Here is a 20,868-nt window from a genome sequence, read left to right on the forward strand (position 1 = left end):
AGCGGGCAAGCACCGCATCGTGTTTGCCGACGACGCGGCTGCCCTGACTGCCGGCCCCGAGCTCTTCTTCAACCTCGGCAACCGCTCGCTGGAACAGGGGCCCTATGTGCGCCAGTTCCACTACCGGGAGGCGGTGCGCCCCTCGGATGTGGAGCTCAAAGACTACAGCTTCAAGACCCCTGCCTACGGTCTCTCCCACAAGAAACAGGGCGCAGAGCTCGAGCATCAACGGGATACCTACCAGCACTTCGATTTCCCGGGCCGTTACAAGCAGGATGGCAGCGGCAAGGCCTTTGCCCAACATCGGCTGGATGCGCTGCGCAACGATGCAGTGGCGGGCCAGGCTAAGTCCAACTGCGCGGCCTTGCAGCCGGGGCAGAGCTTCTCACTCACCGAACACCCCAACGGCAGCCTCAACACCGACTGGCAAATCGTACGCATCCAGCACACCGGTTTGCAGCCCCAGGCCTTGGAAGAAGAAGGCGGCAGCGGCCCGACTGTCTACCACAACGAATTTGGCGTAGTGAAGGCGAGCACCACCTGGCGGGCACGCATCGGCAGCCCGGAAGCCCCCCACAAGCCGATGGTGGATGGCCCGCAAATTGCCGTGGTGGTGGGACCCGAAGGGGAGGAGATTTACTGCGACGAACACGGCCGGGTGAAGCTGCAGTTCCCGTGGGACCGTTACGGCAGCTCCAACGACCAGAGCTCTTGCTGGGTGCGGGTGAGCCAGGGCTGGGCCGGCGGTCAATATGGCATGATGGCCATCCCGCGCATCGGCCACGAAGTCATCGTGAGCTTTTTGGAAGGTGACCCCGACCAGCCCATCGTGACCGGCCGAACCTATCACGCCACCAACCGCCCGCCCTACGAGTTGCCGGCCAACAAGACCCGCACCGTGCTGCGCACCGAGACCCACCAGGGGGAGGGTTTCAACGAACTGCGTTTCGAAGACCAGGCGGGGCAGGAAGAGATTTATATCCACGGTCAGAAAGATCTGAACGTGCTGATAGAGAACGATGCGGCCTGGCATATCAAACACGACGAGCATCGTGACATCGACAACGAGCGGGTGACTCGTGTCAGAAAGGTGCCGGGTGAGGAGGGGGCTCCGCCCAGTCTTGGCAACGATCATCTGACCGTTGAAGGAGAGAGGCGGGATCATATCAAGGCTGACTACTCGCTGACGGTGGATACCTCCATGCATCAAAAACTGGGTGACAGCTGGCTCACCCAGGCGGGGCAGGAGGTGCACGTCAAGGCCGGTGCCAAGGTGGTGCTGGAAGCGGGTTCTGAAATTACCGTCAAGGTCGGCGGCTGTTTTATCAAGGTCGATGGCGGGGGGGTCACCCTGGTGGGGCCCACCATCAAGATGAACTCGGGTGGCAATGCAGGCTCTGGATCCGGTTGGGCTGGCAAGGTACCCAAGAGTATTGAGGGTATGTTGGATAGCCCTCACACGCACTGGATGAAGTTCTATCACCTCGACTCCGAGCTGATGCCGCTGGCGGGCACTCCCTACAAGGCCGTATTGAGCGATGGTTCGGTGCGGGAAGGCACGCTGGATGGTGATGGCATGGCGCTGCTCGAGGATGTGCCTGCTGGCACCGCTTCAGTGACCTATGACCTGCAGGACAATTTTGTCGATCTGCCCCGTGAATCCATCTCGGCCCTCACCGGCCATCTCGACAGTCTGAGCGACGAGGGCTGATATGTTCGGTAACGATCTGTTTGAGCAGCTCTATGACCACCTGGATCAGGCTGTTTCCGGTGGGGCTGCCTATGTCAAACAAAGTGCTGAGGCCGTCAAAAAAGGGGTTGCCTCCAGCTTGCAGTGGATCTGGGAGGCCCTGCAGGGGGATTTCAACCCCAATCAAAGCGCAGGACAGATCGCCGCCAATGCGGTGCTGGGTCTTATTCCCGTAGTTGACCAGGTGCTGGATTGTCGCGATCTGATTGCCAATGCTCGGGATATTTCCCGTGATCCCAAGCAGCCGGATAAGTGGGTTTTCTTAAGCTTTACCCTGATAGGGCTGATCCCGTCGCTGGGTTCAGCCCTCAAGGGGGTGTTGAAAATCATCTTCCTGTTTGTCCGCAAGGCGGGTGGGGATGCCACCAAGGCGATCAGACCTGCAATGGCGCCCGTGCTGACGTTTCTCAGTGATCCCAAGGTCAAGAAAGTGCTGGGTATCTCGCGCCTCGACAAAGTGCTAAAAGAATTTGCCGGTCAGATCCGTGGGTTGAGGGGACAGATTGCGGTCAGTGTGTTGCTGGGTTATCTGAACGATGCCGTCAAGTCGCTGACCAGCTTGATCGGCAAGATAAAGGGATTGGCTCCTGCTTCAGTCAGGATCTGGCTTGAGCAATCCCAGCGTCTGGTGTTGCAGATGCAGTCACAGGCGGGTCAGATGCTGCCTGTCGCCATGGGGCCCGTGCTCAAGTCCCTCGATGAGATAGCCGCTGGATTGGAGAAAGAGGCGGTCAAGCATGCCCCTGGTTACAAGGCCATGCCCGGTGGTACCGTTATCCACTCGTTGCCGGACGATGTTGTCAAAGTGGATCTCAAGATCCTGAGCCGCTCCAAGAAAGGGATTTACGGCGAGATCATCAGTGACAACTGGATGGCGAATCACAAGTTCGAGAACCTGTTGCCAGAACATCGCCGGGTACGTAGCCTGAATGACAAGCCCAGAGGGCGGGGCATCGATGGTATCTACAAAAACACCAATCCTCCGCCTCCCTACGTGGTGACCGAGACCAAGTTTCGGACGGCAGGGGGGGAGTATATCGATGGGGATGGCACCAAGAGCACCCAGTTGTTGTCGATGACCAAGGGGTCGGGCAAGCAGATGAGCAATTTGTGGATAGAAAGGCGATTACCGGATGAAATAGCAGATAAAAAGCTATTGGCGGATATCAGAAAACAAAAATATGAATCTTGGTTGATGATCGTCGATGAGTCTGGTGAGGTGATTCAGATCACCAAGTTGAATAAGAATGCCGATGCTATCGGTACTATCCCGGTCAAGTAGGAGTAGAGAATGAGTTCGTTTATTGAGCAGCGTCGAGATCCACTATTATCTGAGGATTTCTTCTTGGTTCAGCTAGAAGACTACAAAGAATCGCTCTATTTTGACCAGGAGTGGTGGAGTTGGATAAATGATCCTCACCATGAACGCTGGAGTGACCCAGCAGGATTGCCTACTCGCTCTGGTGCCAGTGCGGGCATGTTTATGGATAATCTTGAACATCTGATCTTGCTTTATTCTGGCGGAGTCTCTCATGAAGAGGTTATTGCTCAGCTAGGCGTCGTCACTAAAGAGTTTTTACGCCATAAAAAAGAGTTTCCAGATGAACAGTTTTATTACTGGGAGCAAGATGCTTATCAATATCTGCTCTGGATGATCTCATTAAGCATCCTCTATGGCCAGGATGAGATATTGCCCGAGTTGGTGCGTTATATCAGTAAGAATCCGGAAGGGGACGACGACCCGCTGTGGAGCGTACTGTTGGCCCGCCTGGGTTATCCTGGCTTCCCTCGAGGTCCAGAATCCTATATTCCAGAGGTGTACCGCCCGCTATTTGATGCCATCAAGGGAGATGGTGTGAATCCCACCAAGGTTGAGCGTCAGGCGAGCATCAAGCAATATCTCAAAGGATGGTACAAGGGGTGTAAAGAGTGCTATTGGCACGACAGGCACAAGGCAAAGCATGCCATCTACTTTGGCTATTGGGCTTTTGAAGCGGCGCTGGTCACCCTGCTTTATGAGCTGGATGACAGCAGCTATCGAGACATGCGCTATTACCCCAAGGATCTGGTCGATTATGCCAGAGCCAATGGTATTGCAGAGAAATGGCAGGCATTGCGCGTGGTTCAACACCCCATTGCCATGCCGGGTTCCGTGGTGGAGCAGGATGGCAACTGGCGCTGCAACCTGACCGATGAGCAGTGGCAGCTTCGCAAAGGGCAGCGCTTACCTTCCCAATCTCATGTCAACAAGGATGACATGTTGTTCTGGATACAGGAGTAGTCCGCAGTGTATCGATCATGCATTGTCTGCGTGATCGATACATCGCGAACCGAACATCGTTTTGGTGCTGCCGTGGTATTGCTTGGCCCCTTTGGCTCTGTATGAAAAAATCGGGAAAGAAAGGTGAAGGCGATAAAAAAACTATTTCTGCTCCTATCCGTCATTATCTTGTCACCCCTGTTGATTCCCATGGTCTATGTCGAAAGACGAAGAAAGAAATGGCTTCTATCAATTTTACTATCTCCTCTGCCTGAAGAGATCAGAGTCGGCAGATTGAACGCGCTGATGAATACCCATACCGATGAGCTACAGGGTGGCATTGTGTCAGCACTTGTTGAATTCAACTCTGATGAGCATTGGGTGTGTCTCAATATTGACTGGCGAGACGTCGAGGAAGTTTAGTTGCAGGGCAACGCATTGGCGGATATTCACGGTATCAAGGAACATTTTATTTGCTCCGAACCGGGTGAGGATACATCGGTTTGGCGCCTGTTGGTGCTTTATGACTTATGGCTGCAAGCGCGAGGATATGAAGTCGTGCTTTGGTATATAGATGCAGACCAATATACAGGGTTTATTTGTCGAACGGATGTTCTCGATAAACTGTTAAACGAGGGGCGCAAGCTGGGTCTGCATCTGGTCAAGCTGGACCATGTGAACGAACAATAGCGCCTTGTATCAACCGAAAAAGCCCTATACCGGTATTTATTGAAACAGAGCCAACGTGAAATAGTAAATACAGAAAGTAGTTAGAAAATGTCATGTATGCAGTTCTCCCTCCCATCTTAATTAGTCGCAGATATCAATGATGACATACCGCACATTATGCTTGGTGCTGGCGAGCCATTGGCTGGCCGCTTGTACAACCACGACGTCACAGACGGAATCCGAACTCTTGCAAGCCGCACAACAAGGGCAGGGCAAGGCCCAATATGAATTGGCCAATCGTTTGGTGGCCAAGCCCGATTACCCGCAGGCGATGCGCTGGATGAAGCAGGCCGCCGATCAAGTCGGTCCGTTGGCGGCTGATGCCGGACTGCGGGGAAAGGCAGCCCTGCAAGTAGGGAGTTGGTATCAGGCAGGGTTGGGGGAACCAAAGAACCCGATGCTGGCCACGCAATGGTGGCAAAAATCAGCCAAGTTGGGCAATGCCGAAGCCAGCTATCAGTTGGGTCAGGATTGCCGGCAACGGCACAAGGACAAGCTGGTCAGTGAGTGCCTCGACTGGTTCGAGCAGGCAGCCAAGCGCGATCATGCGAATGCCCAGTTGGTTCTGGGGCAGTGGTATGCAGGCCAGGCTGGGGCCGATGAAGATGCCGTCAAGTGGCTGGAGAAGGCCGCGGAGCAGGGTAATCGCGATGCTCAATATCAGCTTGGTGCTCGCTATGAGCAAGGGAAAGGGGTGAGCAAGCGCTCCGATCTTGCTTTGCACTGGTATGAGAAAGCAGCCGCGCAGCAACAGCCGGATGCCTTGTTGGTGCTGGCCCGCAAGGCGCCTTCTGAAGAGGCATTCAGCCTTTATCTGCGAGCCGCCAATGCGGGCTCTGCACCGGCCCAGTTGTGGCTGGGGCAGGCCTATCTGGTCGGCAAACAGGTTCACCAGGATCTTGCACTTGGCCGCTATTGGCTGGAGCTGGCGGCAGGAAGTGGCTCCCATGAGGCCGAATATCAATTGAGCTTGCAGCAGAGTGGTGCCGCAGAACGAGAGTATTGGTTGACGCGTGCCGCAGAAGGGGGATTCAGTCAGGCTCAGTTTGCATTGGCTCAATGGCAGCAAGAGCAAGGGGACCTGGTGACCGCTCGCCACTATTTTGCACTGGCGGCAGCACAGGGCAATGTCAATGCGCGTTACGCCTATGGCGAGATGCTGCGGCTCGGGTTGGGTGGCAAGGAAGACTACCCGCAAGCACTCAAACAGTATCGGCTGGCGGCCAATGCCCGACACCGATTGGCCCAATATCGCATGGGGATCATGCGTGAACAGGGGTTGGGAGCTCCACGCAATAGAGTGCATGCTTATGCATGGTATCTGTTGGCGGCAACCGAGGGTAATCAAGAGTCAGCCAAAGCGCGTGATGAGCTGGAGAAAGGCATGACGGAAAAAGAGAAAAGTGTCGGACAGAAATTGGCGCAGCATTGGTTCTTACAGCAATCTAGTCAGAATTATGATCAGCCTGGCTGATCAATTGTATTATTTTTTAGAGGGTTAGCGTTTTTCATGTGAGGTTGATACAACAGAACTCTTATTAACTTTCTTATCTGTTATTCGCGTAGATGAAAACAACCTTTATCATGTTTTCATGTATGAACAATCCCTTTCTTCTTTCTCGCGTCATAACCTGGCGCATTACTATCTTGACTCAATCAGTCAATAATTGACGCACAACAGCTGGAGTTTGGCGTGATGGGGTATGATAACAGTTGAAAGTTATAGGTTTGTTTTTTGTTAATATATCAATCCTCACCTTTCAAGATTTAAGTGGTTGCAGTTAAACTGTTGTTTTAATTGGTTTTTTATTTTTGTAATTTCTTTTTCACGGATATTTCATTGACGGTAGCTCATCTATAAATATACCATTAATTATAAATGGCATTTAAGCCAATATGACCTCTAACGATAGAGTAGAGGCACTTCGGGTTGTTATGAATAAACAAGTGGGTATTGTGCTTTTGATAATTAGAGCTGTTGCTCTTTTTGGTCGAACGCATATCTGTTGGCCAGTGGATTGGTCTCTTGCCAACCGGCAATAGCGTCAACTGTCATTTTTGACAGTTGTTGGCTAAACCACCGGCTATAAGCTTTTGGGTCTGGATAGACCCACAACTTGGTATTTAGAGCATGGGAAAAAATATTGATGGGGCCACTGTTGCACCCAAGGAACGTATTAATATCAAATATGTACCGTCGACCGGAGGTCAACAGGGAGAAGTAGAACTTCCCTTGACCATGATGGTGGTCGGCAACATGAAGGGACGCACCGAAGACACCCCCATCGAGGAGCGTCAGACCGTCTCCATCGACAAGAATAATTTCTCTTCCGTCATGAAAGAATCTGCACTGGAACTGAATTTTTCCGTTCCCAATCGCCTGGAGGAAAACAGCCAGGACGAGTTGCCGGTTTCGATCAAGATCCAGTCTCTGGAAGACTTCACCCCTGACAGCGTGGCCCAGCAGGTGCCCGAGCTGCGCAAGCTGCTGGAGCTGCGTGAGGCCCTGGTTGCCTTGAAGGGGCCGCTCGGCAATATCCCCGCCTTCCGCAATCGTTTGCAGGAGCTGTTGTCCAGTGATGAAGCGCGTGAGCAACTGCTCAAAGAGCTGGATTTGATTAAACCTGCCGAGTGATCGCCGGGTTGGATTGATTGACGAGAAAAGGAAAAAACATGTCTTTGGTCGAAGAACAGGTTCAAGCGGGGGCGAGTGCCGCCTCCTCGTCCTTGCTGGACGAAATCATGGCGCAGGCTCGCATCACCCCGGTGGATGAGGGTTACAGTGTCGCCAAGCAGGGAGTAGCTGCCCTGATTGCCAACATCCTGGATAGCGGCACTGCCAGCAGTCCGGTCAACAAGGCCTTGGTGGACAGCATGATTGTCGAGCTCGACAAGAAGCTCGGCAAGCAGATGGACGTTATCCTGCATGCCAAGGAGCTGCAGGAGATGGAGTCCTCCTGGCGCTCCCTCAAGCTTTTGGTGGATCGCACCGATTTTCGCGAGAACATCAAGATCCAGGTGCTGCATGCCACCAAGGAAGAGCTGCTGGAAGATTTCGAGTTTTCACCCGAAATCACCCAGTCCGGTCTCTACAAACATGTTTATTCCAGCGGATATGGCCAGTTTGGTGGCCAGCCGGTGGGGGCCGTGATCGGTGATTACGCCTTCACCCACAGCTCTCCCGACATCAAGCTGATGCAGTATGTCAGCGCGGTAGGGGCCATGTCCCACGCCCCCTTCATCTCTTCCGTCGCACCCGCCTTCTTCGGGGTCGACAGCTTTACCGATCTGCCCTCCATCAAGGATCTCAAGTCCGTCTTCGAAGGTCCGGCCTACACCAAGTGGCGTGCGTTGCGTGAATCGGAAGATGCCCGCTATCTGGGGCTGACCGCACCGCGCTTCCTGGCGCGTCTGCCCTACGATCCGACCGAGAACCCCATCAAGGGCTTCAACTATCATGAAGATATCAGCTCGGATCACGACCACTATCTGTGGGGCAACACCGCCTATCTGATGGGCACCTCCCTGACCGACAGTTTCGCCAAGTATCGCTGGTGCCCGAACATCATAGGCCCGCAGAGTGGTGGTGCCATCCACGATCTGCCGGTACACGTCTATGAAGCCATGGGCCAGCTGCAGGCGAAGATCCCGACCGAGGTGCTCATCACCGATCGTCGTGAATACGAGCTGTCGGAAGAGGGCTTCATCACCCTGACCATGCGTAAAGACAGCGACAACGCCGCCTTCTTCTCCGCCAACTCGGTGCAAAAACCCAAGGTATTCCCGAATACCAAGGAAGGCCGGGAGGCGGAAACCAACTACAAGCTGGGTACCCAGCTGCCCTACATGTTCATCATCAACCGCCTGGCGCACTACATCAAAGTGCTGCAGCGCGAGCAGATCGGCTCCTGGAAGGAGCGTCAGGATCTGGAGCGTGAGCTGAACAGCTGGATCCGGCAGTTTGTTGCAGACCAGGAAAACCCGCCGGCAGAGGTGCGCAGTCGCCGCCCGCTGCGTGCCGCCCAGATCAAGGTGCTGGACGTGGAAGGGGAGCCGGGCTGGTATCAGGTGGCCATGTCGGTGCGCCCGCACTTCAAGTACATGGGGGCGAGCTTCGAGCTCTCTCTGGTAGGTCGTCTGGACAAGGAATAAGGCCCGATGCCGCATCTCTCTTCCTGGGATAGAGGAAATGCGGCCAGTCTGTTTGATCGCATCAGGGGGGAGGGGCTTGGCTCCTCCCCCCGTACGGAGTCTGAGGAACTGATCGCGTCTGTTAAACGGCAGCTCGAACAGGTACTCAACACCCGTCCCGGCAATTGTCGCAGCGCACCTGACCTCGGGGTCATCGATTTCAACGATGCCACCCAGGGCAGTGCCGACATCAAGGGGCGGATCCGGGAGGCGATCCGGCAATGCATCCGTCGTTATGAACCGCGGATCGTGCATGTGGATGTCCGTTCACCCGACCATCAGGCGAGTCCGCTTGAGATGTCGTTTCAGGTGACGGCCCACGTGCGGCTGGAGCATATCGAGCAAGTTACCTCGTTCAACGTCCATATGGACAGTCATCGTCACTACCGCATGGTCTGATCAATGTCGCTGGAACATTACTTCAGGGATGAACTGGCATTTTTGCGCCTGCAAGGGCGCGAATTTGCAGATAGCCATCCCGAGCTCACCCGCTTTCTGTCGGAGCAAAATAGCGATCCGGACGTGGAGCGCCTGCTGGAGGGATTCGCCTTCCTCACGGGCAACCTGCGCGCCAAGATTGAGGATGAGTTTCCCGAGCTGACCCACGGTCTGCTCAACATGCTCTGGCCCAACTACCTGCGTCCCGTGCCCAGCATGACCATCATGCAGTTTTCGGTCATTCCGGGGGCCATCGCCCAGCCGGCGCTGGTCAGGCAAGGCTGCCAGCTCGACAGCCTGCCCATGGACGAGGTGACCTGCCATTTCCAGACCTGTCACGATACCTGGGTCTATCCGGCCGATATCCGTCATATTGCCGCCCAGAGCGGCAACGATCTCTCCACCATCTCGCTGGATATCGCCCTGCATGCCCCTCTGCCGCTTTGCGAGTTGCAGCTGGACAAGCTGCGCTTCTTCCTCGGTGGCGACAGCTACACCGCCTATGAGCTCTACTTCTGGCTCTCCAACCAGCTCTCCCATATCGAGCTCGAGATCGACGGCAAGCGCTTTCGTCAGGAGGCCAAGGCCCTCAAACCGGTCGGCTTCGAGCGCGGTGATGCGCTCTTGCCCTATCCGAACAACGTCTATTCCGGCTACCGGATCCTGCAGGAGTATTTCTGCTTCCCGGAAAGCTTCCTCTTCTTCGAACTCGCCGGTGGCGACTGGCCCAAACAGCCGCTGCCGGTGAGCGAATTCAAGGTGCACTTCTGCTTCGACCGGCCGCTGCCGGCAGAGCTCAAGATCCGTCCCGACTCCTTCATGCTCAACTGCGTGCCGGCCATCAATCTGTTCCAGCACGACAGCGAGCCGGTCAATCTGAATGGCCGTCAGGCGGAGTACCCCCTCAAGGCGAGTTATCGCCATGCCGACAGCTTCGAGATCTTCTCGGTGGATCAGGTGGAAGGCTGGGTCGAGGGGAACCTGGGCCGCTCCCGCGGCACACCGCGCATCTATCAGCCGTTTGAGAGCTTCCAGCACCAGATTGAGCGGGCCAAGCAGCGGCTGGCGCTCTACTACCGGGTGCGGGTCAAGGAGGCGGTGAGCGGGGATGGTTTCGAGCACAGCCTCTCATTCGTGCGCGGGGATGAAACCACCACGGTCGAACTGGATGAATCCATCTCGGTGACGCTCACCTGTACCAACCGCTCCCGCGCCGCCCGCCTCAAGGTGGGCAGCGTCTGCGTGCCAACCGGCAGCTCACCCTCGTTTGCCACCTTCCGCAACCTGATCCGGCCGACCCGGCCGCTGCGCCCGGCGCTGGACGGCAGTCTGCACTGGACGCTGATCTCCAACCTCTCCCTCAACTATGTCTCCCTGCTGCGCCGCGATGCCCTGGTGCAGGTGCTGCGCACCTACGATTTTCCGGCGCTGCACGACAAGCAGGCGGAACAGGCCTCGCGCAAGCGGCTGGCGGGTATCGAGGAGATCGAAACCAAGCCGGTGGATCGGCTGGTGCGCGGCATGCCGGTGCGGGGGCTCAAGTCGGTGCTCTCCATCCGCCAGTCCGCCTTTGGCAGCGAAGGGGAGCTCTATCTGTTCAGCACCGTGCTGGCCCACTTCTTCTCGCTGTACGCCAGCGTCAACGCCTTCCACCTGCTTGAGGTGGTCAATCTCGACAACAAGGAGCGCTATCAGTGGCCAGTCCAGATCGGTCAGCACTCCCTGATGTGACGTCCGGCAAGGACGCGCCCCGTTTCAACTTCTTCCAGCTGGTTGAGCTGCTCAACCGGCTGGATGGTGCCGATCAGGAGCGAGGGCTCGACTACCTGCCCGGTGACGAGAACATCCGTTTCAAGGCGACCGCCTCCCTGGGGTTTCCCACCAGCGACGTGTTGCAGATTGGTCGGGATGGGCAGGGGCGCCACGAGCTGGAAGTGGCCTTTCTCGGCCTGCATGGCAGCCAGTCGCCGATGCCCGGCTATTACCTCGACTCGCTGGCATGGGAGTACGCCCAGGGGGAGCAGAAGCTCGGCCTGTTCCTGGACTTCTTCCATCACCGTCTGCTGACCCTGCTGCACCGGATCTGGCGCAAGTATCGCTACCACGTCCGGTTTCAGGACAACGGCGAGGATGGTTTCTCCCGCCTGATGTTCGCTCTGGTAGGGCTTGGCAACGAGGCGGTCTGCCAGAGCCTGCCGGTCAACCGGGCCAAGATGCTCTCCTATGCGGGCATGCTGGCCAGCCCCAGCCGCTCCCCCGAGGTGGTGGCCGGTCTGGTGGCCCACTGTTTCGATCTGACGGACGTGGAGGTGAGCGCCTGGCAGTGGCGCAAGGTGCCTATTCATCAGGATCAGCAAAACCGCCTCGGCGGCGCCGGTACCACCCTGGGGGATGACTTTGTCATCGGCGACAAGGTGAACGACTGTGCCGGCAAGTTCTTGTTGAAGATCAACAACCTGAGTTTTGGCCAGTTTCTCGGCTTTCTGCCGAACGGGGAACACTTCCATGCCCTGGTGACCTTCGTCTCCTTCATCCTGCGCGATCAGCTGGCCTGGGATCTGCGGCTGGGTTTCGGCCAGGAGCAGGCGAGGGGACTGAGACTCGGTGAAGAGCAGAGTGCCCGTCTGGGGTGGAGTACCTTTCTCGGTCAGCCGCCGAGCGATCCGTTCGTGACCATTTGTGTGCAGGAATAAGCGCAGAAATACGCTGCGCAGAACATTTAAGTACAGAGATCAGTGCAGGAGTAACCGTGGACGATTTTAACCAGCAACTTTCCCTGGTGGTGCTCAACAGCGAACAGCTCGACGGCAGCCAGCAGGTGCAGTACCGCTTCGACGAGATGGGGGGGACCCTGGGGGCCTCCGAGCAGGATGATTGGCAGCTGCGGGACAGGTTGGGGACCGTGCTGCCCGCCCACGCCCGCATCGAGCTCAACGACGGTCGCTTCTGCCTGTGCGATCTGAGCGGCCAGACCTATATCAATGGCGCCACCTCACCCATCGGGCGGGCCCGCAAGGTGCATCTGGAGCAGGGGGACGAGCTCATCGTCGGCCCGTTCCGGTTGCGTACCTACCTGGGGGCCATCACCCCCGAGCAGAGCCTGCAGCAGGTGCTGGGCAATCGTGCCACCGAGCAGCTCGACGAGTGGCTGACCGGTGATGAGCCCACCGCCCGGGCCGATGATCCGCGCACCCTGGCGGCCGATCCCCTGCTGGCACTGCAACAGGAGCGCCGGACCCCCAATTCGTTGATGGATGGCTTGCCAACTGCTGGCGTGCCGACGGATGGCCCGCTGACGGATAGTCGCCTGCAGGCTTCACCGCGTTCACAGCCGGATGTGGACGTTTCCCCTCTTGCCCCCTTTTCTGCTGTCGAGAACACCATGAACCAAGAATTTCTGGATATGCCCAGCATCGAGAACCACCCCGATTATCAGCTGTCGCTGGACGGCGTCGATCACGTGGCCCTGACCCCGCTGATGCGCGGCCTGGGTCAGCCCTTGCAACTGCAGGACACCCAACAGGCCCACGACATGCTCGAAGAGATGGGCAAGACGGTGCGGGCCATGGTGGAGGGGTTGCTGCAGTTGCAAACCGAACAGGCGGCGCTGGCGGACAAGCACCTGCGCCCCATCGAGGACAACCCGCTGCGCCTGGGCCTCGACTATGACGAGACCCTGGCGGTGCTGTTTGCCGAGCAGAAGAGCCCGGTCCACCTGAGTGCGCCGGCGGCGGTGGCCGAGAGCCTGCACAATGTGCGCATCCACCACGTGGCAAACCAGCAGGCCATCGGCGCGGCGCTGGACAGCATTCTGCAAGCCTTCTCGCCCGAGGCGCTGATCGGCCGGTTCGAACAATACCGCCGCAGTGGCGCGCCGGGCATGGCCGATGAAGGCTGGGCCTGGAACATGTACCAGCACTACTACCGCGAGCTCACCTCCGCCCGCCAGCAGGGGTTCGATAAGCTGTTCCACCAGGTGTATGCCCAGGCCTATGACCAGGCCGTTCGTCAGCAACAGGGACTGATTTGATGATACGTGCGCTGATGCTGGGGGCGGCTCTGCTGGCCCTGGCTGGCTGTACCACCATGGGCAAGATGGCCGACGTCGCCATGAACCCGGATATCCAGGTGGGCAGCAATGACAGTCAACCCTCCACCCTAGGGCTGAGCCTGCTGGCGGAGCCTGACGTCAATCCCAACGAGAGCGGGGAGGCGGCGCCCATCGAGTTTCAGGTGGTGCTGCTGGCCGAGGATTCCAAGCTGCTCGCCACCGACTACGACCAGGTGACGGCAGATGTCGAGAAGGCCCTTGGCAAGAACTACCTCGACCATCAGGACTACACCCTGCTGCCGGGCCAGTTCAAATACCTGCCCCCCGTCAAGCTCGACGAGAAGACCCGTTACATCGGCGTGATCGCACGCTACGCCGACCCGGACAGCGCCGAGTGGCGCAAGGTCATCAAGATCAAGAGCAAGGGTGCGGCTTATCAAATCCTGGTGCACCTGCGCCTGGATGAAGTGGAACTGCAAAAAGAAGAAGAATAACCATGTCGAGTCGAAATCGGGTTATCTGGCGTGAGGGGCTGTTCATCAAGCCCCAGCACTTCCAGCAACAACAAAGGCATTCGGATTACGCACTGCACGCTCGCCTGAGCGCGCTGTCCGACTATTTCTACGGCTTGCAGTCGCTCGCCATCAACGAGGATTACCTGGGCTTTGGTCGCATCGCCCTGGTGGGGGCAACCGGCATACTGCCGGACGGAACCGTGTTCAACATCCCCAACGACGACATGCTGCCGACCCCGCTGGAGATCACCGACGCCTCGGTGGCCAACCAGAAGGTCTATCTGGCGCTGCCGCTCTCGGTGAGTGGCGTCAACGAGGTGGGGCAAGGAGGCTTGGTGGCCACCCGGCTGCAGGCTCACCGCCACGACGTGCGTGACCTGCACAGCGAAGGAGGGGACGTGGTCTCCCTCGAAGTGGGGCGGGTCAGCCTGCGGCTGATGCTGGAGCGTGAAGATCGCAGCGCCTACGCCTCCTTGGCGATTGCCCGCATTCTGGACAAGCGTCCGGACGGCGGTCTGGTGCTGGATCCCAACTTCATGCCCTGCAGCATCAGCGTCTCCGCCATCCCGACCCTCAAGCGCTTCCTCGGCGAGTCGGCCGGCCTCGTGGCCGAACGGGCCCGCAGCCTCTCCCAGCGCATCGCGGCGCCCGGTCAGCAAGGGGTGGCCGACGTGGCCGAGTTCATGATGTTGCAGCTCCTGAACCGGGCTCAGCCCCAGCTCTCTCATCTGGCGCGCCTGGGTACCCTGCACCCGGAGCGGCTGCACGAGGCGCTGGTCCAGCTCTGTGGCGAGCTGATGACTTTTACCGACGAGTCCCGCCTGCCGCCGGAGTTTCCCGCCTATCGTCACGACGATCAGCAGGTGAGCTTCGAGCCGGTGATGCTGGCCCTGCGCCAGGCGCTCAGTACCGTGCTGTCGCCGCGCGCCGTCTCCATCCAGCTGCGCAAGCACCAGTACGGCATCATGGTGGCCATGGTGAACGAGAGCGAGCTGATGAAAAGTGCCGACTTCGTGCTGGCGGTGCGCGCCCGCATGCCGCAGGAGCAGCTGCGCAAGCAGCTGCTGCAGCAGACCAAGGTGGCCTCCAGCGACAAGATCCGCGAGCTCATCAGCCTGCAACTGCCCGGCATTCCGCTGCTGCCTCTGCCGGTGGCGCCGCGCCAGCTGCCCTATCACGCCGGTTACAGCTACTTCCAGCTCGACCGGCAGAGCCCGGCCTGGCAGATGCTGGCGGTCAGCAACACCCTTGCCTTCCACATCGCCGGCGACTTCCCCGAGCTCGACATGCAGCTCTGGGCCATTCGCAGCCAGTGATCGCACCAAGGAATAAGCAGAGATGACCACGGACATTATCAAGAACGAGCAACTCAGCGACCTGCTGTTCGATCACGCCGAGCAGCTGGACATGGATTCGGATTACTGGTTCCGCCTGCGCGGCCAGAGCATCAACCCGATGATCGATGCGGTGACCCCCTTGCTGGGGCTGGTGCAGCGGGTACGGCTGCTGTCGCGCTACGACCGGGTGCCCGAGCTCTATCAGCGGGTGGTGACCGAAATCCAGGCCATCGAACAGGAGCTGATGGCCCAGGGGTACGAGAACGGGGTGGTGCTGTCGTTTCGCTACATCCTCTGCACCTTCATCGACGAGGCCGTGATGGGGCGCGACTGGGGCAGCCAGAGCGAGTGGTCCCAGCACTCCCTGCTGGCCCGCTTCCACAACGAGACCTGGGGCGGCGAGAAGGTGTTCGTGCTGCTGGCGCGCCTGCAGGAAGACCCGGTGCGCTACCGCGACATTCTGGAGTTCATCTACCTCTGCCTCTGCCTCGGCTTCGAGGGGCGCTACAAGGTGATGAGCCAGGGGCGGGAAGAGTTCGAGCGCATCGTGCGCCAGCTGCACAAGCAGTTGGCGCACGAGGCAGGTGGTGAGGCGCCCAGCGTGTTTCACCTCGATCTGGGGCAGCAGGCCTCCCGCTATCAGCTGCGCAAGCAGGTTTCCCTGCGCAGCCTGTTCATGGGCGGGGCGCTGATCCTGGCGCTGATCTTCGGCCTCTATCACCACCAACTCAATAACCAGACCCAGGACGTTCTGCGTCAACTGGGCGAATTATTAAAATAAAATACTAAGGAGAGCACGCCTTGATTCGTATAGAGCTACCGGTACTGGTGGAAAGACTCAACCCCATCTGCCGTCACATGCTGGAGGAGGCTGCGGCCCTCTGTGTCAATCACCAGGGGGCCGAGATCCGCATCGAGCACCTGCTGCTCAAGATGCTGGAAACCCCGCTGAGCGACGTGCGCCAGATCCTGAAGGTGGCCGAGGTCGACGTTGAAGAGCTGAAGACCCTGCTGCAACCCTCGCCAACTGACAACGGTTATGGCCAGGGTTACCCCTCCTTTTCGCCCATGCTGGTGGAGTGGCTGCAAGACAGCTGGCTGCTCGCCTCCGCCGAACTGCAACACGCCCAGCTGCGCAGCGGCGTCATGCTGCTGGTGCTGCTGATGACCCCGCAGCGCTATTTGCCGGGCTCGGTGACCCGCCTGCTTGCCAAGGTCAATCGCGAGCTGCTGCGCCAGCAGTTTGACGAGTGGGTCAAGGAGTCTGCCGAGACGCAAGTGACCACTACCCCCGGCGGCAAGACGGCCCAGGTCGCGCTGCCGGCCGATGCCAGCCTGCTGGCCCGCTTTACCGTCAATGTGACCGAACAGGCCCGCCAGGGCAGCCTTGACCCCGTGCTCTGCCGGGATCACGAAATCGACCTGATGATCGACATCCTCTCCCGTCGTCGCAAGAACAACCCCATAGTCGTAGGGGAGGCGGGGGTCGGCAAGAGCGCCCTCATCGAGGGGCTGGCTCTGCGCATGGTGGCGGGCCAGGTGCCCGAGAAGCTGCGCGGGGTCGAGCTGATGACGCTGGATCTCGGTGCCATGCAGGCCGGCGCTTCGGTCAAGGGGGAGTTCGAGAAACGCTTTAAGGGGGTGATGCAGGAGGTCAAGGACGCCGTGCAGCCGGTCATCCTCTTCATCGACGAGGCGCACACCCTGATCGGGGCCGGCAACCAGGCCGGCGGGCTGGATGTCTCCAACCTCATCAAGCCGGCGCTGGCCCGGGGCGAGCTGCGCACCATCGCCGCCACCACCTGGGGCGAGTACAAGAAATACGTTGAAAAAGACGCGGCCCTGTCGCGCCGCTTCCAGCTGGTGAAAGTCGGTGAGCCCGATGCCGACGAGGCCACCGTGATCCTGCGCGGCCTGCGCAGCATCTACGAGAAGGCCCACGGGGTGCTGATCGACGAGGAGGCGCTGCAGGCCGCCGCCCAGCTCTCCGCCCGCTATATCTCCGGCCGTCAGTTGCCGGACAAGGCGATCGACGTGCTCGACACCGCCTGTGCCCGGGTGGCCATCAATCTCACCACGCCGCCGCGCGCGGTCAGCCACCTGCAAAACGCGCTGCGCCAGCGCGAGCTGGAGATCCGCCAGCTGGAGCGCCAGAGCCTGATCGGCCTCGGTGACAACGCAGAGCGCCTGGCAGAGTTGCAGACGGCCCAGCAGGCTTGCCGTGAAGAGCTGGCCGAGCAGGAGGCCCGCTGGCAGCAGCAGCAGGGGCTGGTACACCAGATTGTCGAGCTGCGCGCAGCCCTGCTGGCCGATCAGCAGGATGAGATGCTGGCCAGAGAGGCGCTGGATCTCGCCGATGCGCCGCTCGATCCGCAAGCCGCAGCCGAGCAGCTGGCCACCCTCGAGCGCGAACTGGCCGAGCTGCAGCAAGGAGAAGTGCTGGTCTCCGCCCACGTCGACAAGACCCAGATTGCCGCCGTCATCGCCGAGTGGACCGGGGTGCCCCTCAATCGCATCTCGCAAGGGGAGCTGGACGTGGTGACCCGATTGCCGGAATACCTCGGCGAGCTCATCAAGGGGCAGGATGTGGCGGTGGCCCACCTGCACAAGCATCTGCTGACTGCCCGCGCCGATCTGCGTCGCCCCGGCCGCCCGCTCGGTGCCTTTCTGCTGGTGGGGCCGAGCGGGGTCGGCAAGACCGAAACCGTGCTGCAGATCGCCGAGCTGATGTTCGGTGGCCGCCAGTATCTGACCACCATCAACATGTCCGAATATCAGGAGAAGCACACCGTTTCGCGCCTGATTGGCTCGCCGCCCGGCTACGTCGGTTTCGGCGAGGGGGGCGTGCTGACCGAGGCCATTCGGCAGAAACCTTACTCCGTGGTGCTGCTGGACGAGGTAGAGAAGGCCCACCCGGACGTGCTCAACCTCTTCTATCAGGCGTTCGACAAGGGCGAGCTGGCGGACGGGGAAGGGCGCATCATCGACTGCAAGAACGTGGTCTTCTTCCTCACCTCCAACCTCGGTTTCCAGACCATCGTCGATCATGCCGAGCAGCCCGACGTGCTGCTGGATGCCCTCTATCCGGAGCTCGCCGCCTTCTTCAAGCCAGCGCTGCTGGCACGGATGGAGGTGATCCCCTATCTGCCGCTCGGTCACGATACCCTGGTGCAGATCGTCGGCGGCAAGCTCAACCGGCTGGTCAAGTTGCTCAAGGAGCGTTTCGGCGCCGAGGTGGTGCTGGACGATGAGGTGGCCGAGGAGATCCTGCTGCGGGCCAATCGCAGCGAGAACGGCGCCCGGATGCTGGAATCCGTCATCGATGGGGCCCTGCTGCCGCCGGTCTCTCTGCAACTGCTGCAGCGCCTCTCGGCCGGTGAGCCCATCAAGCGCGTCCACTTTTCCGTGGCCGATCACCAGTTCGTGGCCGAGGTGGGGGCTTGAGTATGGAGCAAGCCCTCGCATTTGCCCTGGCCCTCACCGCCCAGCGCGATGAGCCGCATCTGTGCCACTGGTGGAGCTCGACCCTCCATGCCAGCTTCCAGCCCAGGGGGCTGCTGCTCGGCATGCTGGATGTGAGCGGCCGCCAGCTCGAATGCAAAGGCTGGGTCAGGGGGAAGGAAGTGGCGCTGGGGCTGGCGGTGGACGATTTTTCCCACCCGCTGGCCTATGTGCTGCACAAGGCCCAATCCCGCACCTGGGACTCCCTCTATGGCGGTGCCCGCATCGAGCACGCCGGTTTTCGCGCACTGCTGGCCGACCTTGGCCAGCAGTGCGGCCTGCACGCCTATCCGCTGCTGGATGGCAACGGCAAGCCGTTTGCCGTGCTGGCCCTGATGGATGAGGGGGAGGTGCTGCGGGCCTGGGCCGATGGCCCCGAGCTGGCCCAGCTCTCCCAGGTCTTTTGCAATCAGCTCACCCTCATTCGCGATCTCGGTCGCAGCCGACGGGATCAGGGGGTACTGCGTGACTCCCTGCGCCAGATGAAGGGAGAGGGGGAGCGGCTGCGTCAGCACGAGAAGCTGCTCGGCGATCAGCTGGTCGGCCAGTCGGCGGTGATCCGCGGGCTGCGCGAGCAGATCAATCAGGCCGGTCAACACAAACTGACCGTGCTGATCCAGGGTGAGACCGGCAGCGGCAAGGAGGTGGTGGCACGGCTGGTGCACCAGTGCTCCGATCGCGCCAACAAGCCGTTTGTCGCCATCAACTGCGCCGCCATCCCGGAGAACCTCATCGAGAGCGAGCTGTTCGGCTACCAGAAGGGGGCCTTCTCCGGCGCCCTAGCCAACAAGACCGGGCTGGTGGCCCAGGCCAACGGCGGTACCCTGTTTCTGGACGAGGTGGGCGACATGCCCGCCGCCATGCAGGCCAAGCTGCTGCGGGTGCTGGAAACCCGCAGTTACCGGCCGCTCGGGGCCGAGCAGGAGTATCACTCCGATTTTCGCCTCATCGCCGCGACCCATCAGCCGCTCACCCGTCATGTGGAGGAGGGGCGGTTTCGGGCCGACCTCTACCACCGTCTCTGTCAGTGCCTGCTGCTGATCGCCCCCCTGCGCGAGCATATCGAGGATGTGCCGCTGCTCTGCCAGCACTTCATGGCCCAGTTTGCCGCCCAGGATGGCAAGGCGCTCGCTGGCTTGCAGCGCAAGTTCTTGAAACAGCTGCAGACCTATGACTTCCCCGGCAACGTGCGCGAGCTGCGCAACCTGCTGGAGGTAGCCTGCGCCCATACCCGCACCGGGGAGGAGGTGGGGCTGGAGGCGTTGCCGCCAGAGCTGCGTGAGCGGGTCTGCGTCGAGCTGCCCGGCTACATGGACGATTACAACCACATCCGCGATCTGCGCCGGGCCATGCAGCAGTACGAGGCCTCCGTTATCGAGGCGCGGCTACGCCACTTCCACGGCAACCGGATGCTGGTGGCCGAGAGTCTCAACATTCCCAAGCGCACCCTGGATCACAAGTGCCAGAAACTGGAGGTGAACTGATGAGCCTCATCGCCCTATTGCCTCTGCTGCTGGCCACCAGTGCGGCTGAGGCACCGCTGGACATGGCGCGCTGGCAGGCCTGCCGGCAAGAGCCCTCGCCGCTGGTGCGACTCGCCTGCTACGACGCCATCGGCAATGGCGCGGCCAGTGCCACCGAAGGGGATTCCCCCAAATCGGCGGCCTGGCAGGCCATCTGGGCCCAGGAGCAGGCTCGCACACCAGCGAGCGCCCCCTTCCTGTTGCAAAGCGATGAGGCGCGCGGCAGTGAAACCCTGACCCGTCCGGCGCTGCGCGGGGCGACGCTCTCCATCGGCTGCGTCGACAGCATCACCCATATCCGGCTGCGGCTGGATCAGCCCTGGAGCGGCGAGAAAGTGCAGGTCGAACTGGATGGTCAGCCGAGTGCCGGCTCCCAGAGCTGGTTTATTCGGGATCAGGGATTGCTGCTCGAGTATGGCCGCGGTCTGCCCGCCATCGAAGAGCTCAAACGCTGGCTGGGCCATCGCGAGCTGCAGGTGCGGGCCGACAACGGTGCCCTCTTGCGGGTTGACTTGAGCGGCCTGAAAGAGGCGCTGGTACCGCTGCGTCAGCAGTGCCGCTGGTAGGGGGGAA

Annotated in this window: 17 protein-coding genes; all 17 read left to right on the forward strand. The window is 59.8% G+C overall.

Annotated features, from left to right (window positions below; all coding sequences use genetic code 11):
- Nucleotides 1-1,711 (forward strand): type VI secretion system effector VgrG (gene vgrG, locus ACB031_RS00005; protein WP_371138780.1); only part of this gene is annotated, 1,711 nt, incomplete at its 5' end.
- Between the two features lies 1 nt (nt 1,712).
- Entirely contained in the window at nt 1,713-3,032 is a 1,320-nt protein-coding gene (locus tag ACB031_RS00010; protein WP_195879201.1) for a type VI secretion system polymorphic nuclease effector, read from the forward strand.
- Between the two features lie 9 nt (nt 3,033-3,041).
- Nucleotides 3,042-4,031 carry a PoNi-like cognate immunity protein gene (locus ACB031_RS00015; RefSeq protein WP_211050749.1) on the forward strand — a complete coding sequence of 330 codons (990 nt, stop codon included), beginning with the start codon at nt 3,042-3,044 and terminating at the stop codon, nt 4,029-4,031.
- Nucleotides 4,032-4,433: 402 nt separating this feature from the next.
- The gene (locus tag ACB031_RS00020; protein ID WP_371138781.1) at nt 4,434-4,700 is read left to right on the forward strand and encodes a hypothetical protein; all 267 of its coding nucleotides are present in this window, start codon (nt 4,434-4,436) and stop codon (nt 4,698-4,700) included.
- A 136-nt stretch (nt 4,701-4,836) separates the two neighbouring features.
- Nucleotides 4,837-6,213: a tetratricopeptide repeat protein gene (locus ACB031_RS00025; RefSeq protein WP_201889298.1), complete on the forward strand. Its 1,377-nt coding sequence runs from the start codon at nt 4,837-4,839 to the stop codon at nt 6,211-6,213.
- A 657-nt stretch (nt 6,214-6,870) separates the two neighbouring features.
- A complete protein-coding gene (gene tssB, locus ACB031_RS00030) occupies nt 6,871-7,374 on the forward strand; it encodes a type VI secretion system contractile sheath small subunit (protein WP_017764287.1) in 504 nt (167 codons plus the stop codon).
- Between the two features lie 38 nt (nt 7,375-7,412).
- Nucleotides 7,413-8,891: a type VI secretion system contractile sheath large subunit gene (tssC, locus tag ACB031_RS00035; protein WP_371138782.1), complete on the forward strand. Its 1,479-nt coding sequence runs from the start codon at nt 7,413-7,415 to the stop codon at nt 8,889-8,891.
- A gap of 6 nt (nt 8,892-8,897) precedes the next feature.
- Entirely contained in the window at nt 8,898-9,329 is a 432-nt protein-coding gene (gene tssE, locus ACB031_RS00040; RefSeq protein WP_010634233.1) for a type VI secretion system baseplate subunit TssE, read from the forward strand.
- A gap of 3 nt (nt 9,330-9,332) precedes the next feature.
- A complete protein-coding gene (tssF, locus tag ACB031_RS00045) occupies nt 9,333-11,099 on the forward strand; it encodes a type VI secretion system baseplate subunit TssF (RefSeq protein WP_010634232.1) in 1,767 nt (588 codons plus the stop codon).
- Nucleotides 11,063-12,061 (forward strand): type VI secretion system baseplate subunit TssG, encoded by a 999-nt coding sequence (gene tssG, locus ACB031_RS00050; RefSeq protein WP_139398358.1) that lies wholly within the window; start codon nt 11,063-11,065, stop codon nt 12,059-12,061. Before tssF ends, tssG begins: the two co-directional genes overlap by 37 nt.
- A gap of 56 nt (nt 12,062-12,117) precedes the next feature.
- Entirely contained in the window at nt 12,118-13,398 is a 1,281-nt protein-coding gene (gene tagH / locus ACB031_RS00055; RefSeq protein ID WP_139398357.1) for a type VI secretion system-associated FHA domain protein TagH, read from the forward strand.
- Nucleotides 13,398-13,913: a type VI secretion system lipoprotein TssJ gene (gene tssJ, locus ACB031_RS00060; RefSeq protein ID WP_005299990.1), complete on the forward strand. Its 516-nt coding sequence runs from the start codon at nt 13,398-13,400 to the stop codon at nt 13,911-13,913. The genes tagH and tssJ overlap by 1 nt, the downstream gene beginning before the upstream one ends.
- Before the next feature lie 2 nt (nt 13,914-13,915).
- Complete coding sequence (tssK, locus tag ACB031_RS00065) at nt 13,916-15,250, forward strand: type VI secretion system baseplate subunit TssK (protein WP_195879195.1); 1,335 nt, start codon at nt 13,916-13,918, stop codon at nt 15,248-15,250.
- Between the two features lie 22 nt (nt 15,251-15,272).
- On the forward strand, nt 15,273-16,052 hold the full coding sequence (icmH, locus tag ACB031_RS00070) for a type IVB secretion system protein IcmH/DotU (RefSeq protein ID WP_192897189.1): 780 nt from the start codon (nt 15,273-15,275) through the stop codon (nt 16,050-16,052).
- Between the two features lie 20 nt (nt 16,053-16,072).
- On the forward strand, nt 16,073-18,715 hold the full coding sequence (gene tssH, locus ACB031_RS00075; protein WP_371138783.1) for a type VI secretion system ATPase TssH: 2,643 nt from the start codon (nt 16,073-16,075) through the stop codon (nt 18,713-18,715).
- A gap of 2 nt (nt 18,716-18,717) precedes the next feature.
- The gene (gene vasH / locus ACB031_RS00080) at nt 18,718-20,256 is read left to right on the forward strand and encodes a sigma-54-dependent transcriptional regulator VasH (RefSeq protein ID WP_371138784.1); all 1,539 of its coding nucleotides are present in this window, start codon (nt 18,718-18,720) and stop codon (nt 20,254-20,256) included.
- Nucleotides 20,256-20,861, forward strand: coding sequence for a type VI secretion system-associated protein VasI (gene vasI / locus ACB031_RS00085; protein WP_371138785.1), 606 nt, complete (start codon nt 20,256-20,258; stop codon nt 20,859-20,861). Before vasH ends, vasI begins: the two co-directional genes overlap by 1 nt.
- Nucleotides 20,862-20,868: the final 7 nt, after the last annotated feature.

Source organism: Aeromonas sp. S8(2024) (assembly GCF_041403085.1).
Classification (GTDB): domain Bacteria; phylum Pseudomonadota; class Gammaproteobacteria; order Enterobacterales; family Aeromonadaceae; genus Aeromonas; species Aeromonas dhakensis.

Excerpts from the sequence above, each read along its gene's own strand:
- tssB (WP_017764287.1), top strand. The coding sequence starts at position 6,871 with ATGGGAAAAAATATTGATGGGGCCACTGTTGCACCCAAGGAACGTATT.
- ACB031_RS00025 (WP_201889298.1), top strand. The coding sequence starts at position 4,837 with ATGATGACATACCGCACATTATGCTTGGTGCTGGCGAGCCATTGGCTG.
- tssJ (WP_005299990.1), top strand. The coding sequence starts at position 13,398 with ATGATACGTGCGCTGATGCTGGGGGCGGCTCTGCTGGCCCTGGCTGGC.
- icmH (WP_192897189.1), top strand. The coding sequence starts at position 15,273 with ATGACCACGGACATTATCAAGAACGAGCAACTCAGCGACCTGCTGTTC.
- tssF (WP_010634232.1), top strand. The coding sequence starts at position 9,333 with ATGTCGCTGGAACATTACTTCAGGGATGAACTGGCATTTTTGCGCCTG.
- tssE (WP_010634233.1), top strand. The coding sequence starts at position 8,898 with ATGCCGCATCTCTCTTCCTGGGATAGAGGAAATGCGGCCAGTCTGTTT.
- ACB031_RS00010 (WP_195879201.1), top strand. The coding sequence starts at position 1,713 with ATGTTCGGTAACGATCTGTTTGAGCAGCTCTATGACCACCTGGATCAG.
- tssK (WP_195879195.1), top strand. The coding sequence starts at position 13,916 with ATGTCGAGTCGAAATCGGGTTATCTGGCGTGAGGGGCTGTTCATCAAG.
- ACB031_RS00015 (WP_211050749.1), top strand. The coding sequence starts at position 3,042 with ATGAGTTCGTTTATTGAGCAGCGTCGAGATCCACTATTATCTGAGGAT.
- vasI (WP_371138785.1), top strand. The coding sequence starts at position 20,256 with ATGAGCCTCATCGCCCTATTGCCTCTGCTGCTGGCCACCAGTGCGGCT.
- vasH (WP_371138784.1), top strand. The coding sequence starts at position 18,718 with ATGGAGCAAGCCCTCGCATTTGCCCTGGCCCTCACCGCCCAGCGCGAT.
- tssC (WP_371138782.1), top strand. The coding sequence starts at position 7,413 with ATGTCTTTGGTCGAAGAACAGGTTCAAGCGGGGGCGAGTGCCGCCTCC.